We start from the raw sequence: 15,694 nt of genomic DNA, 5'->3' as shown, positions 1-15,694 counted from the left end.
GCCGCGCTGCTATGCTTTCGCGATGCCTACGCCTACCGCTCTGCGCTCCTCCGCCATCGCCCTGGTCGGCTTCGACGGCGACGACACCCTGTGGAAGAGCGAGGACTACTACCGCGACGCCGAAGCCGCGTTCGAAGCCATCCTCGGCCAGTACCTGGACCTGCGCGACGCTGGCACGCTGCAGCATCTGCTGACGGTGGAGCGGCGCAACCTGAAGGTGTTCGGGTACGGCGCTAAGGGCATGACCCTGTCGATGATCGAAGCGGCGATCGAGCTGACCGAGGCGCGCATTTCCGCACGCGATGTGCAGCGCATCGTCGAGATCGGCCGTGCCACGCTGCAGCATCCGGTGGAGGTGATCGCCGGCGTGCGCGAGGCGGTGGCCGCGATCGCCGCCGATTTCGAGGTGGTGCTGATCACCAAGGGCGATCTGTTCCATCAGGAAGCGAAGATCGCGCAGTCCGGGCTTGGCGCGCTGTTCCCGCGCATCGAGATCGTCTCGGAGAAGGACCCGACCACCTACGCCAAGGTGCTGGCCGAATTCGGCATCGGCGCCGAGCGCTTCGTGATGATCGGCAATTCGCTGCGCTCGGACGTGGAGCCGGTGATCGCGCTCGGCGGCTGGGGCATCCACACGCCCTATGCCACCACCTGGGCGCACGAGGCTGAGCATGGGTTGTCCGCCGATGAGCCACGCCTGCGCGAGGTGGCCCTGGCCGCGGACTGGCCGCAGGCAGTGGCCGACCTGAACCGGCATGCGGCTGCTCAGGGAGCGTTGCCGCTGGCGTGAGAGCGGTCGCAGCAGCGGTCCCCGGTGCCGTGTCGCTGCCGATTGCTGCGTCGTCGACGGCAGCGGCGCGATGGGGGCTAGCACTCGCTTGCGCGGCTAGCGCTGTTGGTCGCGGTCAGCAGGTAGCGCGAAGAAGCAGGTGCTGCCGTCCGACTCGCGCGGCATCGAATGCAGCGTCTTGGGCTGTGGTAGGCGGCCTGCGCCGCTTCGTCGAGCAGGGTGTAGAACTGGGTCGCCACATCCGCCGCAATGCCGATCGAACGGTTGGCCAGCAGGCTCGGGAACCGCGCTGGCCTGACCGCCGGTCCAGTTTGTTCTTGCCGCAACGGCGCTGCGCTGTCGGCGTCGATTTTCCCTCCAGGGCGATCTTGCGCCGCGCGCCAGCCAAGCGTTCCGCCGGATTGGCAGGCACGACGACGTCCATGGCGGGTTCGGTGCCTGGCAGCGGTGTCGGACCGTCAGCTGCAACTCCTTCTCGTTGTAGTGGCCTCGCACCGTCGGCGTCGATCTTCCATTCAAGCCGCTCTTGGGCTGGCGCCAGCCGCGCGCTGCACCAGATTGACGGATGTGGCGGCTTCCATGACGCCCCCAAAACCCTGACAGCGATGCCGGCATCCGGCAGAATCGGCGCATGCCGTCCCGCCTGCGCTCCGCCTGTCTGATCCTGCCGCTGGCGCTATGCATGGCCGGCGTCGCCGTGGCCCAGGACGCGCCGGCACCGAGCGCCACCGCCCCGGCTGCCGCCGCGCCCGGCAGCGGCGACGCCTGGATCGACCGGCAGTTGCTGGACATCGACCGCTACGCCGCGCGCTACCAGGACAGCTTTCTCGACGAGGTCGCGCGCTATGCGCAGCTGCCGCGCGGCTACGCCGAGGCGCTGCTGCGCGAGCGCCGCTGGCCGCCGCGCGACATCTATTTTGCCGGCTTCCTGGCCAAGGCCGCGGGGGTGCCGTACCGCGAGGTGGTGCGTACGCGGACGGCCGCCGGCCCGGCAGCGAACTGGGCCGACGTGGCGCGCGCGCTGCAGGTCGAGCCGGGCTCGCTGACCTACCGCACGCTGCGCCACGCCATCGTCGCCAGCTACGACCACTGGGACCGCCCGATCGTGCTGGACGCGCTGCTGCGCCGCCAACTCGGCGATCGCGCGCAGCGCGATCAGGCGGCGGCGCAGTAGGCGGCGACGCCGCAGGGAGCGCCCTGATGGCCGGTGACGCGAACCGTCGCGCAATGCCTTCGCAGCGCGCACGCAACCAGCGAAATCCCTTGTGGGAGCGACTTCAGTCGCGACGCGGCGATTTCGGCACACACACCTGGCCGAACAGATGCCCGAATGGCATGGAATCCCGCGAACTTGTTGCTTCGCTCGTCGCGACTGAAGTCGCTCCCACAGGGGTGTCGCAGCCGGTCTGTGAGCGGTCATGGCCGGGCGGAAGATGCTGTCTTGCTCCGATACCACCCCGGCCTGAGTTTTCCCGTCCGGCACCTGCCTGGACTTGCGCGCCGGGCACGCTCCGCGTTCGCCCTCTCCGGCCCGATTTTTCCCGATCCGGTACCTCTCCTGGACTTCGGTGCGGTCAAGCGCCGAAGTCCGCCCTGGATGCTGCACGCATGGCTTCAATCTCCCGCATGACTGGCCGCGCCGTCGCCGCGGCGCGAGAATAGGCGCTCTGCCGGACCCGTGTCCGGCGCTACCGTCGCTCCGGACCGCCCGATGACCACTGCCTTCGTTTCGCCCGATGCCATCCGCAGCCTGTTCGCGCAGGCCATGTCCGACATGTACCGCGCCGAGGTGCCGTTGTACGGCGCGCTGATGGAACTGGTGGCGCAGGTCAACGCGGCGACCCTGGCCGCCGACCCGGCGCTGGACGCGCAATTGCAGCGCAACGACGAGCGCGCGCGGCTGGACCAGGAACGGCATGGCGCGATCCGTGTCGGCAGCGCGGAGGAACTGGCCACGCTGCGGCGGCTGTTCGCGGTGATGGGCATGCATCCGGTCGGTTACTACGACCTGTCGGTGGCCGGCGTGCCGGTGCATTCCACCGCATTCCGTCCGCTCGACGCGGCGGCGCTGGCGCGCAACCCGTTCCGCGTGTTCACCTCGTTGCTGCGGCTGGAACTGATCGAGGATCCGGCGCTGCGCACGCAGGCGGCGCAGATCCTCGCGCAGCGGCGCATCTTCACCGATGCCGCGTTGCAGCTGATCGAACGCTGCGAGCGCGACGGCGGCCTGGGCGAGGCCGATGCGCAGCGCTTCGTCGCCGAGGCGCTGGAGACCTTCCGCTGGCATGGCGACGCGACCGTGCCGCTGCCGACCTATCGCGCGCTGAGCGATGCGCACAAGCTGATCGCCGACGTGGTCAGTTTCCACGGCCCGCACATCAACCACCTGACCCCGCGCACGCTGGACATCGATGCGGCGCAGGCGGAGATGCTGCGCCGGGGCATCGACGCCAAGGCGGTGATCGAGGGCCCGCCGCGGCGGCGCTGCCCGATCCTGTTGCGCCAGACCAGCTTCAAGGCGCTGGAGGAAACGGTGCGCTTCCCGGCTGGCGATGGCGCCGCCGAGGCCGGCACCCACACCGCGCGCTTCGGCGAGATCGAACAGCGCGGGCTGGCCCTGACCGCGAAGGGCCGCGCGCTGTACGACGCCCTGCTGGAGCGCGCCCGCGCCGCCGATGGCAGCGCCGGCGGCGACTACGCGGCGCGGCTGCAGGCCGCGTTCGCCGATTTTCCCGACGATTACGCCACGCTGCGCCGCGAAGGCCTGGGCTATTTCCGCTACGCGCTGACCGATGCCGGCCGCGCCGCCGGCGCCGCGGCGTTGGCCGGCAAGCCCGCCGAAGCGCTGATCGGCGACGGCCTGGCCAGCGCCGACCCGATCGTCTACGAGGACTTCCTGCCGGTCAGCGCCGCGGGCATCTTCCAGTCCAACCTCGGCGGCGGCGAGCAGCGCGCCTATGCCGCGCACGCCAACCGCGCCGCATTCGAACAGGCCCTGGGCGCCGCAGTGCACGACGAGTTCGCGATCTACGCCGGCATCGAGCGCGCCTCGCTGGACGCCTTGCAGAGCTAAGCACAAAGTCCCTCTCCCATTGGGAGAGGGGTTGGGGTGAGGGTACGGCGCGAAGCGTCTCGCTGGGTTTGGGTACACGAGGCTTCGCCCGTACCCTCATCCGCCCCTACGGGGCACCTTCCCCCGAAAAGGGGGCCGTGATCCCGAGGGGAGAAGGGGCGCAACCTAGCCCCTCTCCCATTGGGAGAGGGGTTGGGGTGAGGGTACGGCGCAAGCGCCGCGCCCATACCTCGCGGCGACTAATGCGATGCGGCCGGTTGCCCCGCCGCACGCGTCAGGCGTCGTGCACGGCGCCGGGCGCGGCGCGCCCGCCAGCGTTCGCGCAGGCAGGAGAAGATCACGTACAGCGCCGGCGTGCTGAGCAGGGTCAGGCTCTGCGAGATCAACAACCCGCCGATCATCGCGATGCCCAGCGGGCGGCGCAGCTCCGAGCCTTCGCCTAGCCCGACCGCCAGCGGCACCGCGGCCAGGATCGCCACCATCGTGGTCATCATGATCGGGCGGAAGCGCACCACGCAGGCCTCGCGCACCGCGTCCAGTGGCGACTTGCCGTGCTCGCGCTCGGCGACCACGGCGAAGTCGATCATCATGATCGCGTTCTTCTTGACGATGCCGATCAGCAGCACCAGCGCGATCATCGAGATCACCGACAGTTCGGTGTTGGTGACCCACAGCGCCAGCAGCGCGCCCATGCCCGCGGCCGGCAGCGTGGACAGGATCGTCACCGGATGCACCAGGCTCTCGTAGAGCATGCCCAGCACGATGTAGACCACCACGATCGCCGCCAGCACCAGGACCAGCATCGAGTTCGGCTGCAACTGCACGCCGAAGCCGCCGCCGTCGGCGATGCGGATGTCGCCGGGCATGCGCAGGCCGTCGACGGTGGCCTTGATGATCGCGTCGCCTTCGCCGGTGCTCACCCCGGGTGCCAGGTTGTAGCTCAGGTCCATCGTCGTGTACTGGTTCTGATGGGTGATCTGCGGCGGCGCCAGGCCCGGCACCTGGTGCGCCACCGCGGTCAGCGGCACCATCGCGCCGCTGCGCGTGGGCACGTAGATCCGGTCCAGCGCCGCCGGCGTGGCGGTCTGCTCGGGCAGCGCGTTGACCACCACGCTGTATTGGTTGAGGTCCGAATAGATCGTGGAGATCTGGCGCTGGCCGAACGCGCCGTACAGCGCACCGTCGATCGCGCCGATCGACACGCCCAGGCGCGCGGCCTGGGCACGGTTGATGACGATGTTCTGGCGCAGGCCGGCGGTATCCACGTCGGTGCCGACATCACGCAGCTTCGGGTTCTGCTTCAGCGCCGCCTGCAGCTTGGGCAGCCACTCCTGCAATTGCGCGTTGTCGTTGCCCTGCAGCGAGACGCGGTACTGCGCGCCCTGGCTGGTACCGCCGCCGCCGTCGCTGGGCAGGTCCTGGATCGCGCGCAGGCGCAACTGCAGGTCCGGGTAGCGGTCGGCCTTGGCGCTGAGCCGCGACAGCACCTGCGCAGTGGTCTCGGTGCGGCCCTCGTCGCGGGTCTTGAGTTCGATGTTGAAGCTGGCGCTGGAACCCTGGCGGCCGCTGCCCAGGCGCGCGCCGACGATCTTCACCGCCGGATCGGACATCAGCATGTCGGTGATGCGGCGCTGTCGATTGACCATGTCGGCGAAGGACACGGTGGCGCTGGAACTGGCGCGGCCCCAGATCAGGCCGGTGTCCTGCGCGGGAAACGAGCCCTTCTTCACCGCGCCGGCCAGGAACACCGTGGCGGCGATCAGCAGCAGCGGGGTCAGCGCCAGCAGCAGCGCGTGGCGCAGCGAGAAGTCCAGCGCGCGGGTGTACACGCGCAGCATGCCGGCGTGCACGCGGTCCAGCCAGGCGCCGAAGCGGCTCGGCCGTTCCGGTTCGGCGTGCGCGGACAGGAAGCGGCTGCACAGCGCCGGGGTCAGGGTCAGCGAGACCACCGCCGAGACGCAGATCGCCGCGACCAGGGTCACGGTGAACTCGCGGAAGAACGCGCCGATCATGCCGCTGGCGAACAGGAGCGGGATGAACACCGCCACCAGCGAGGCGGTGATCGAGACGATGGTGAAGCCGATCTCGCGCGCGCCGGCCAGCGCCGCGTCCAGCCGCGACATGCCCTCGTCGAGGTGGCGCATGATGTTCTCGATCACCACGATCGCGTCGTCGACGACGAAGCCGATCGCGATCACCAGCGCCAGCAGGCTCAGGTTGTTGAGGGTAAACCCCATCACGTACATCGCCAGCGCCGCGCCGGCCAGCGACAGCGGCACGGTGGCCGCGGCGATCAGCGTCGGCGCCAGCCGGCGCAGGAACAGCGCCATGGTCAGCACCACCATCGCCAGGCTGATCAGCAGCGTGGCCTGGACTTCGTTCAACGAGGCGCGGATGGTCGGCGTGCGGTCGAAGTAGGCGGACATCCTGGTGCCCGGCTGCAGGTAGCCGCGCAGCATCGGGATCTGCGCCTTGACCCGGTCCACCGTCTCCACGATGTTGGCGCCGGCGCGGGTGAACACGTACATCACCACCGCCGGCCTGCCGCCGAACCAGGCGGCCTGGTAGGCGTCCTGCTGGCCGTCGTAGACGTTGGCCACGTCGCGCAGGCGCACGGTGCGGCCCTCCTGCTGCGAGATCACCAACTGGCCGAAGTCGGCGGCCTTGGCCACCGAGTCGTTGGCCACGATCGCGGTGGTGGAGCTGCCGTCGCTGAGGAAGCCGGTGGGCGAGGTCACGTTGGCCGCGCGCACCGCATTGCGCAGGTCGTCCGGGGTCAGCCCCATCGCGTTGAGCGCGCGCAGGTTCACGTCCACCCGCACCGCCGGGGTGGAGGCGCCGCCGATGTCGACCGAGGCCACGCCGCTGATCTGGCGCAGGCGCTGCGCCAGCAGCGAGTCGGCGACGTTGTACAGCTCGTCGGCCGACTGCGTGTCCGAGGTCAGCGCGATGGCAATGACCGGATCGTCGTTGGGATTGGCCTTCTGGTAGCGCGGCGTGGACAGGCCCGAGGGCAGGTCGGCCTGCGCGGCGTTGATCGCGGTCTGCACGTCCTGCGCGGCCGAATCGATGTTGCGGTCGTTCTGGAACACCATGAACACCTGGCTGTTCCCCTCCGAACTGGAGGAGCGCATGGTGTCGATGCCAGGCAGCTGGCCCAGGTGCCGTTCCAGCGGCGCGGTGACCGTGGCGGCCATGGTCGAGGCGTCGGCGCCGGCCTGGCTGGCCTGCACGAAGATCACCGGGATGGAGATGTTCGGCAACGCCGCCACGCCCAGGCGCAGGTAGCACATCATGCCGATCACGAACAGGCCGATGGCCATCAGCGCGGTGCCGATCGGGCGGCGGATGAAGGGGGCGGAGAGGTTCATTCTGTCGGGACCGGGGACCGGGGACCAGGGACCCGAAGAACGGAAGTCGGTAGAGCCTCGGATCGCGATAGCGCGCTTTTCCGGGTCCCCGGTCCCCGGTCCCCGGTCCCGATGGCGGCGGCGGTAGCAACGACCATCCTCATGCCGGCCGCCCCGCTGCCGCCACCGCCCGCCGCTCCCGATACGCCCGCAGCCGCTCCGATGCGCGCTCCATGTACAGGTAGATCACCGGTGTGGTGTACAGCGTGACCAGCTGCGACAGCAGCAGGCCGCCGACGATGGCGATGCCCAGCGGGCGCCGCAGTTCCGAGCCGATGCCGTCGCCCAGCGCCAGCGGCAGCGCGCCCAGCATCGCCGCGGCGGTGGTCATCATGATCGGGCGGAAGCGCAGCAGGCAGGCGCGGCGGATCGCGTCGTGGGCGTTGGCGCCTTCGCGGCGTGCGTCGATCGCGAAGTCGATCATCATGATCGCGTTCTTCTTGACGATGCCGATCAGCAGCACGATGCCGACGATGCCGTCCACCGACAGGCTCAGCCCGCACAGCATCAGCGCCAGCAGCGCGCCGACGCCGGCCGGCGGCAGCGTGGAGATGATCGTCAGCGGATGGATGTAGCTCTCGTAGAGCACGCCGAGCACGATGTAGATCAGCACCACCGAGGCCAGCAGCAGCCACACGATGTCGGTCTGGCTGCCGGTGAATTCGGCGGCCTTGCCGATGAACTCGGCATGCAGCTGCGGCGGCAGCTGCAGCTGCGCGTTGGTCTCCTCGATCGCCGCCACCGCCTGCGACAGCGAATAGCCCGGCGCCAGGTTGAACGACACCGTCACCGCCGGCAGCTGCTGCTGGTGGCTGACCACCAGCGGGGTGGTGGTGAGCTTGGCCTCGGCCAGTGCGGACAGCGGCACGGTGCCGCCGCTGCCGACGGCGATGCCGGTGTTCTGGTTGCCGATGCCGGTGGCGGTGGACGAGTTGCTGGAGGTGGTCTGGCCGAAGTTGGTGGCGTTGCTGGCGGTCAGCGCGCCGCTGCCGTTGCTGGCGACCGCCAGCTGCTGCAGCAGTGCGGTGCTGGTGCGGAACTGCGGCGCCACTTCCAGCACCACGCGGTACTGATTGAGCTGGGTGAAAATGGTGGAGATCTGGCGCTGGCCGAAGGCGTCGTACAAGGTGTCGTCGATGGTCTGCATCGGCACGCCGAGCGCGCTGGCCTTGTCGCGGTCCACGGTCAGTTCCAGCGCGCGGCCCTGGTTGGCCAGGTTGTTGTCCACGTCGGCCAGTTCCGGGCGCTTGCGCAGCGCCTCGGTCAGGCGTGCGGCCTGGGTCGCCAGCTCGGCGCTGTCCACGTCCGACAGCGAATACTGGTATTCGGTCGCGGCCACGCGCGTGTCCAGGGTCACGTCCTGCACCGGCTTCAGGTACAGCGCCACGCCCGGCAGCCCGGCCACGGCTTTCTGCAGCCGCGGCAGCACCTCGTCCAGGCTGTCGCGGTCGCCGCGGGTCTTCAGCACGATGCTCAGCTGGCCCTGGTTGAGGGTGGGGTTCATCGAGCCGGCGCCGATGAACGCGGCCACGCCGGTCACCGCCGGATCGCGGCGCAGCGCCTCGGCCACCGCCTGAGTGCGCTGCTGCATCTGCGGGAAGGCCACGTTCTGGTCGGCCTGGACCACGCCGGTGATCAGCCCGGTGTCCTGCTCGGGCAGCAGGCCCTTGGGGATCACCACGTACAGCACCACGGTCAGCACCATCGTCGCCAGCGCGATCATCAGGGTCAGCGGCTGGTGCCCGAGCACCCAGTCCAGGGTGCGCTCGTACAGCGTCACGGTGCGCGTCCACACGGTGGTCTTGCCGGCCGCGGCCGCGCGCTCGTGCGCGTCCTCGCCTTCGGGCAGCGCGTCGGGCTTGAGCAGGTAGGCGCACATCATCGGCGTCAGCGTCAGCGACACCAGCATCGAGATCACCACCGCGATCGACAGCACCCAGGCGAACTCGTGGAACAGGCGCCCGGTGACGCCCGGCATCAGCAGCAGCGGCAGGAACACCGCCACCAGCGACACGGTCAGCGACAGCACGGTGAAGCCGATCTGCTTGGCGCCGATCTCCGCCGCCTCGCGCCCGCTCTTGCCCTGCTCGATGTAGCGCACGATGTTCTCGATCATCACGATCGCATCGTCGACCACGAAGCCGGTGGCGACCACCAGCGCCATCAGCGACAGGTTGTCCAGCGACATGCCGGCGAAGGCCATCACCGCGAAGGTGCCGGCCAGCGACAGCGGCACCGCCACCGACGGGATGATCGTGGCCCACAACCGGCGCAGGAACACGAAGATCACCGCCACCACCAGGCCGATGGTCAGGATCAGGGTGAACTTGACCTCGTGCACCGAGGCGCGGATGGTTTCGGTGCGGTCGGAGAACACGTCCAGGTGCACGCCGCTGGGCAGCACCGCCTGCAGCTGCGGCAGGATCGCGCGGATCTGCTCCACCGTCTGCACGATGTTGGCGCCGGGCTGGCGGCGCACTTCCAGCAGCACCGCCGGCTTGCCGTCGGCCCAGGCGGCGAGCTGGTCGTTCTCCACCCCGTCCACCACCTGCGCCACGTCCGACAGCCGCACCGGCGCACCGTTCGTGTAGCTGATGATGGTGTCGCGGTAGTCGGCGGCGCTGGACAGCTGGTCGTTGGTACCGATGCTGTAGGACTGGGTCTTGCCGTTGAGCGAGCCCTTCGGCGCGTTGACGTTGGTCTCGGTCAGCGCGCTGCGCAGCGCCTCCATGGTCAGGCCCATGTTCGACAGCTGCGCCGGGTTGACCTGGATGCGCACCGCCGGGCGCACGTTGCCGGCGATCGACACCAGGCCCACGCCGGGCACCTGCGACAGGCGTTGCGCCAGGATCGAGTCGGCGTAGTTGTTGACCTCGCGCAGCGGCAGCGTGTCGGAACTGAGCTTGAGGGTGAGGATCGCCGCGTCGGCCGGGTTCACCCGGTTGTAGACCGGCTGGTAGGGCAACGACGAGGGCAGGGTGGACTGGCGGATCGCCGCCTGCACGTCCTGCGCGGCGATGTCGATGTCGCGGTCCATCGCGAACTGCAGGATGATCGTGGACAGGCCCGCCGACGAGTCCGAAGTCATCATCTGCAGGCCGGAAATCTGCCCCAGCTGCCGCTCCAGCGGCGTGGTCACCAGCGAGGCCATGGTGCTGGCGTTGGCGCCGGGGTACTGGGTGGTCACCACCAGGCTGGGCGCGTCGATCTCCGGCAGCGCCGACACCGGCAGCTGCCGGTAGCCGAGGATGCCGAGCAGCAGCACGCCGGCCATCAGCAAGGTGGTGGCGATCGGGCGGCGGATGAAGATCGTCGAAAAGCCCACGGGGGTGTCCTTGCTCGGAAGTCGGGAGGGAGCGGGTCGATCTGCGGCGGGTGCGCGGCGCGCGCTGCCTGCGGCGGCGGTGCAGCCGCGCGGTGTGCGTGCGCGCAAGCTGACGCGGGGCGCCAGGCCCCGCGCCGTGGCTCAGCGCGGTCCGCCGCCGCGACGGCCGCCGCCGTCCTTGCGTTGCTGCTTGTGTTCGGCCGCCTTCAGCTCGGCCTCGGTCGGCTGCGGCGGCGCCTGGCCCGGCTTCAGCGCGGTGACCTTGGCGCCCGGCTTCAGCCGGAACTGGCCTTCGGTGACCACCCGCTCGCCGGCCTTCAGGCCCTGCACCAGCTGCACCTGGCTGTCGCCCACTTCCACGCCCTGCTTGACCGTCTGCATCTTGACCGTGTTGTCGCCCTGCACCACGTACACGTAGTCGCCGTCCGGGCCGCGCTGCACCGCCTGGGTCGGCACCACCACACCGTTGGCCAGCGTGCGCAGGGTCAGCCGCACGTTGACGAACTGGCCCGGCCACAGCGCGTTGTTGCCGTTGGGGAACTCGGCGCGGACCTTGAAGGTGCCGGTGTCGCTGCTGATCTGGTTGTCGACCACGTCGACGCGGCCGTCGCCGGCGATCACATGCGCGTCGGTGCGGTCCAGCGCCGCCACCGTCAACGGTCCGGCCGCCTGCGCCTCGCGCAGGCCCTGCAGCTCGCGCTCGGCAAGGTTGAACACCACGTAGATCGGATGGATCTGGGTGATGGTGACGATGCTGCTGCTGGTGCTGACGATGTTGCCCACGTCCACGCCGCGCAGGCCGGTGATGCCGTCGATCGGGGACAGGATGCGGGTGTACTGCAGCTGCACCTGCGCCGCGCGCATCGCCGCGTCGTTGGCGGACACCGCCGCCTCGTACTGCGCCACCTGGTTGCGCTGCGTGTCCAGGTCGGTCTTGGCCACGTACTGGCGGTAGGCCGGCGAATCGGAGCGCTGGAAGGTGGAGCGGGCGGTCGCCAGCAGCGCCTGGTTCTGGCGCTTGCTGGCCGCGGCCTGGTCGTAGCTGGCCTGCAGCGAGCGCGGGTCGATCTGCGCCAGCAGGTCGCCCTTCTTCACTTCCTGGCCTTCGCGGAAGTTCAGGCTCATCAGCTGGCCGCCGACCTGCGGGTTGATGGTGACCGTGTTGAGCGCGGTCACCGTGCCGTTGGCGGTGGCGTAGATCGGCACCGCCTGGCTGCTGGCGGCGACCACGGTGACCGGGACCGGCGCGGCGTCGTCGCCATCGCCGGCCATGCCCGCACCACCCCGGCCCTCACCCTGGCCAGTGCCGCCGCGCAGGAAATGCGCGCCCACGGCCACGACGAGCACCGCTGCGACGATCAGCAGCGCAATCTTCCAGAAACGCGACATCCGGGGGAACTCCTGTGGCGAGGCGGGGTGGGGGACCCTCCCGCAGTGGCTGGTGCGACGAGCGGTGCAGCATATCGCTGGCGCACCGCGATTGGACCATGACTGAAGGGATGGGGGCGCCCATCGGCGGCAACGGGCACTGGCAACGGCAACGCACCGGTGCGGTCTCGGTTGACACGGATTTCTAAGGGGTTTTTTCGCCGCGGCCGGGCGCCGGCCGGTGTATGTCCGCCGCCAATGCAATACATTGACTGAACGCCCTGCGACCAACCCACCGGAGATCGTCCATGCCGCGCCTGTCCCGCCTGCTGTCCGCGATGCTGCTCGCCGTCCCCGCGCTGGCCTGCGCCCAGTCCGCCGAACGCCCGGAAGTGGCGGCCGCCGCCGCCAAGCTGCAGGCCAAGGTGGTGGACTGGCGGCGCGACTTCCACCAGCACCCGGAGCTGTCCAACCGCGAGCAGCGCACCGCGGCCAAGGTCGCCGAGCGGCTGCGCGCGCTGGGCCTGAAGCCGCAGACCGGGATCGCCCACCACGGCGTGGTGGCGATCATCAAGGGCGGCCTGCCGGGGCCGAAGATCGCCCTGCGCGCGGACATGGACGCGCTGCCGGTGACCGAGCAGACCGGCCTGGCGTTCGCCTCCAAAGCCACCGCCGAGTACCGCGGCGAGACCGTCGGGGTCATGCACGCCTGCGGCCACGACGCCCACACCAGCATCCTGCTGGGCGTGGCCGAGGCGCTGGTGGCGATGCGCGCGCAACTGCCGGGCGAGGTGATGCTGGTGTTCCAGCCCTCCGAGGAAGGCGCGCCGGGCAATGAAGAGGGCGGCGCCTCGCTGATGCTCAAGGAAGGCCTGTTCCGCGACTTCAAGCCCGACGCGATGTTCGGCCTGCACGTGTTCTCCAGCGTGCAGGCGGGCAAGATCGCGGTGCGCGGCGGCCCGCTGATGGCCGCCTCGGACCGCTTCAGCATCAAGGTGATCGGCCGCCAGACGCATGGCTCGGCGCCGTGGAACGGGATCGACCCGATCGTCGCCAGCGCCGACCTGATTGGAGCGGCGCAGACCGTGGTCAGCCGCCGCGCCAATATCTCCAGGCAGCCGGCCGTGGTCAGCTTCGGCGCGATCAAGGGCGGCATCCGCTACAACATCATCCCCGACGACGTGGAGATGGTCGGCACCATCCGCACCTTCGACGAGGGCATGCGCCAGCAGATCTTCGCCGACCTGAAGACCGTCGCCGAGCACACCGCCGCCGCGCACGGGGCCAAGGCCGAGGCGCACGTGCCCGACCAGGACGGCAACCCGGCCACGGTCAACGATCCGGCGCTGACCGCGAAGATGCTGCCCAGCCTGCAGGCGGTGGTCGGCGCCGGCAACGTCTACGAGCCGCCGCTGCAGATGGGCGCCGAAGACTTCTCGTTCTATGCGCAGCAGGTGCCGTCGCTGTTCTTCTTCGTTGGCGCCACCGGCCCCGGCATCGACCCGGCGACCGCGCCGAGCAACCACTCGCCGCAGTTCCTGCTCGACGAAGCGGCGCTGGACGTGGGCCTGCGCGCGCTGCTGCAGGTGTCTTTGGACTATCTGTCGATGAAGCCGTGATTCGGGAGTCGGGATTGGGGATTCGTCAAAGCGGTTGTCCGGGGCGGAGATAGCGCCGCACTCCCTGGCATTTTGGATTCGGATGGATTGGCCAAGCCGCAGCTCGCGCGGTGCGCTTTTACCAATCCCGAATCCCGACTCCCCAATCCCGACCCTCCATACACCTTCCAGCCAGACCGCCCCCGCTAGACTGGCGGGCATGAACACCCCCCAGGATTCCAGTCTCGGCCGCGAGGTCGCGTATCCCTCGCAGTACGATCCCGCGCTGCTGTTCCCGATTCCCCGCGCCGGCGGCCGCGCCGAGATCGGCCTGGACGCCGCGCCGCTGCCGTTCTACGGCCTCGACCGCTGGCATGCCTACGAACTGGGCTGGCTGGACGCGCACGGCAAGCCCTGCGTGGCCACCGCCACCTTGCAGGTGCCGTGCACCTCGCCGCAGCTGATCGAATCCAAGTCGCTCAAGCTCTACCTCAACTCGCTCAACGCGATGCGCTTCAACAGCGCCGAAGCGGTGCGCGCCTGCATCGTCACCGACCTGTCGGCGCGCGCCGGCGCCGACGTGACCATGGAGTTCGGGCTGCCGCCGGTGGACCCGCTGGGCGACGGCGAGTCGCTGGATGTGTTGGACATCGCCATCGACTGCTACGGTCCGCCACGTCCGCAGTACCTGCTCGCCGCGGCCGACGACATCGTCGAGGAGGCGCTGAGCAGCGCGCTGCTCAAGTCCAATTGCCCGGTCACCGGGCAACCGGACTGGGCCACGCTGAGCGTGCGCTACCGCGGCGGCCGCATCGACCGCGAAGGCCTGCTGCGCTACCTGATCAGCTTCCGCGAGCATGCCGGCTTCCACGAGCAGTGCGTGGAGCAGATCTTCCACGACCTGATGACCCGCTGCCGCCCGCAGTCGCTGCAGGTCGAGGCGCGCTACACCCGCCGCGGCGGCCTGGACATCAATCCCTGGCGCGCCACGCCGGACGTGGCCGAGCCGATCGCCTTCCACCGCGATCCGCGCCAGTAGCGCGCAGGCTGAATAGCGCCGGCGCCATTCACGGCTGCGCGATCCGCTTTTAACAAATCCTGTGCAACCGTGGCCGCATCCCATCCACGCACACGCACGGAGCCACACGCGATGAACAGCGACAAGCGCGCCGATTTCTCGGCAGTCACCGCCAAGGTGGACACCACCGCGGAGGTCACGCCGAAGGCGGATTTCTCCGCGGTGCAGTCGCACGTGGACACCACCGCCGAACAGGTGCAGCAGGTCTACGTGGTCAAGCCGGGCGATTCGTTGTCCAAGATCGCCAAGCTGCACTACGGCGACGGCAACGCCTGGACCCGCATCTTCGAAGCCAACCGCGACGTGCTCGACGACCCGGACAAGATCTATCCGGGCCAGACCCTCAAGCTGCCGCCGCGCGCCTAGCGCAGCGGCCTGCGCCCAGCGCAGGCATGGCCGAACGCGTTCGCCTTCCAGTCATTCCATCCAAGGAGCACCACCTACATGAAGATCCATTCGAAGACGTTGACGTCGCCGCTGCTGCTGGCCCTGGTCGGCACGCTGGCCCTGGCCGGTTGCAAGAAGCAAGAACAGAGCCAGAACGCCACGCCGGATCCCACCTCCTCCGCGCCGACCGAGGAGATGCCGGGCCCGTCCGACGTCGCCAAGACCCCCGAGCAGACCGCGCCCGCCGCGGCGAACGCCGGCACGGTGACCGTGTCCGCGGTGACCGTGGGCAACACCGCCGGCGCCGACAAGGCCGTCGCGCCGCTGACCACGCTGGGCAGCAAGGACAAGATCATCGTCTCGGTGAAGACTGAAGGGTCTTCCACCAACACCAGCGTCGGCGCCCGGCTGTTGTTCCAGGACGGCCAGACCGCCGGCGAACACAACGAAACGCTGACCACCGCCGGCGCGGAAACCACCAATTTCGAATTCACCAACGGCAACGGCTGGCCGGCCGGCAAGTACAAGGCCGAAGTCACCGTGAACGGCCAGCCGGCCGGCACGCCGCAGGAGTTCGAAGTCAAGTGATGCGCACCGTGCATCGCTAAGTCACACGGTCACGGATCGCGCCTGCCGACTCTCTCCCGGCCGGCGCGGCACGCTGG

10 protein-coding genes are annotated in these 15,694 nt (G+C 69.6%); 7 read left to right on the top strand and 3 right to left on the bottom strand.

Translation table 11 applies throughout. From position 1 onward, the window contains the following. Positions 1 to 22: 22 nt before the first annotated feature. From VDQ83_RS00945 to hglS, 3 genes are all read left to right on the top strand, one after another. A complete protein-coding gene (locus VDQ83_RS00945; protein WP_263395994.1) occupies positions 23 to 790 on the top strand; it encodes an HAD family hydrolase in 768 nt (255 codons plus the stop codon). 631 nt (positions 791 to 1,421) lie between these two features. Further along, entirely contained in the window at positions 1,422 to 1,964 is a 543-nt protein-coding gene (locus VDQ83_RS00940) for a hypothetical protein (protein ID WP_455433533.1), read from the top strand. A gap of 537 nt (positions 1,965 to 2,501) precedes the next feature. Further along, positions 2,502 to 3,863 carry a 2-oxoadipate dioxygenase/decarboxylase HglS gene (hglS, locus tag VDQ83_RS00935; RefSeq protein ID WP_455433532.1) on the top strand — a complete coding sequence of 454 codons (1,362 nt, stop codon included), beginning with the start codon at positions 2,502 to 2,504 and terminating at the stop codon, positions 3,861 to 3,863. 239 nt (positions 3,864 to 4,102) lie between these two features. On the opposite strand, the gene VDQ83_RS00930 is transcribed toward hglS, so the two are convergent. The 3 genes from VDQ83_RS00930 to VDQ83_RS00920 all read right to left on the bottom strand — a co-directional run bounded on the left by VDQ83_RS00930 (position 4,103) and on the right by VDQ83_RS00920 (position 11,987). Beyond that, a complete protein-coding gene (locus VDQ83_RS00930) occupies positions 4,103 to 7,234 on the bottom strand; it encodes an efflux RND transporter permease subunit (protein ID WP_263395991.1) in 3,132 nt (1,043 codons plus the stop codon). Positions 7,235 to 7,373: 139 nt separating this feature from the next. Further along, a complete protein-coding gene (locus VDQ83_RS00925) occupies positions 7,374 to 10,598 on the bottom strand; it encodes an efflux RND transporter permease subunit (RefSeq protein WP_455433531.1) in 3,225 nt (1,074 codons plus the stop codon). 141 nt (positions 10,599 to 10,739) lie between these two features. Next, the gene (locus VDQ83_RS00920) at positions 10,740 to 11,987 is read right to left on the bottom strand and encodes an efflux RND transporter periplasmic adaptor subunit (protein WP_455433530.1); all 1,248 of its coding nucleotides are present in this window, start codon (positions 11,985 to 11,987) and stop codon (positions 10,740 to 10,742) included. Positions 11,988 to 12,274: 287 nt separating this feature from the next. Between VDQ83_RS00920 and VDQ83_RS00915 the strand changes: the two genes are divergently transcribed. From VDQ83_RS00915 to VDQ83_RS00900, 4 genes are all read left to right on the top strand, one after another. Then, the gene (locus VDQ83_RS00915) at positions 12,275 to 13,585 is read left to right on the top strand and encodes a M20 family metallopeptidase (RefSeq protein WP_455433529.1); all 1,311 of its coding nucleotides are present in this window, start codon (positions 12,275 to 12,277) and stop codon (positions 13,583 to 13,585) included. A gap of 199 nt (positions 13,586 to 13,784) precedes the next feature. Beyond that, the gene (gene queF / locus VDQ83_RS00910; protein ID WP_455433528.1) at positions 13,785 to 14,603 is read left to right on the top strand and encodes an NADPH-dependent 7-cyano-7-deazaguanine reductase QueF; all 819 of its coding nucleotides are present in this window, start codon (positions 13,785 to 13,787) and stop codon (positions 14,601 to 14,603) included. Between the two features lie 111 nt (positions 14,604 to 14,714). Beyond that, entirely contained in the window at positions 14,715 to 15,008 is a 294-nt protein-coding gene (locus VDQ83_RS00905; RefSeq protein ID WP_263395986.1) for a LysM peptidoglycan-binding domain-containing protein, read from the top strand. A gap of 78 nt (positions 15,009 to 15,086) precedes the next feature. After that, positions 15,087 to 15,617: a hypothetical protein gene (locus VDQ83_RS00900; RefSeq protein WP_455433527.1), complete on the top strand. Its 531-nt coding sequence runs from the start codon at positions 15,087 to 15,089 to the stop codon at positions 15,615 to 15,617. Positions 15,618 to 15,694: the final 77 nt, after the last annotated feature.

The organism is Xanthomonas sp. WHRI 7945, from assembly GCF_035026585.1.
This window is presented reverse-complemented; position numbering and strand designations above follow the sequence as displayed.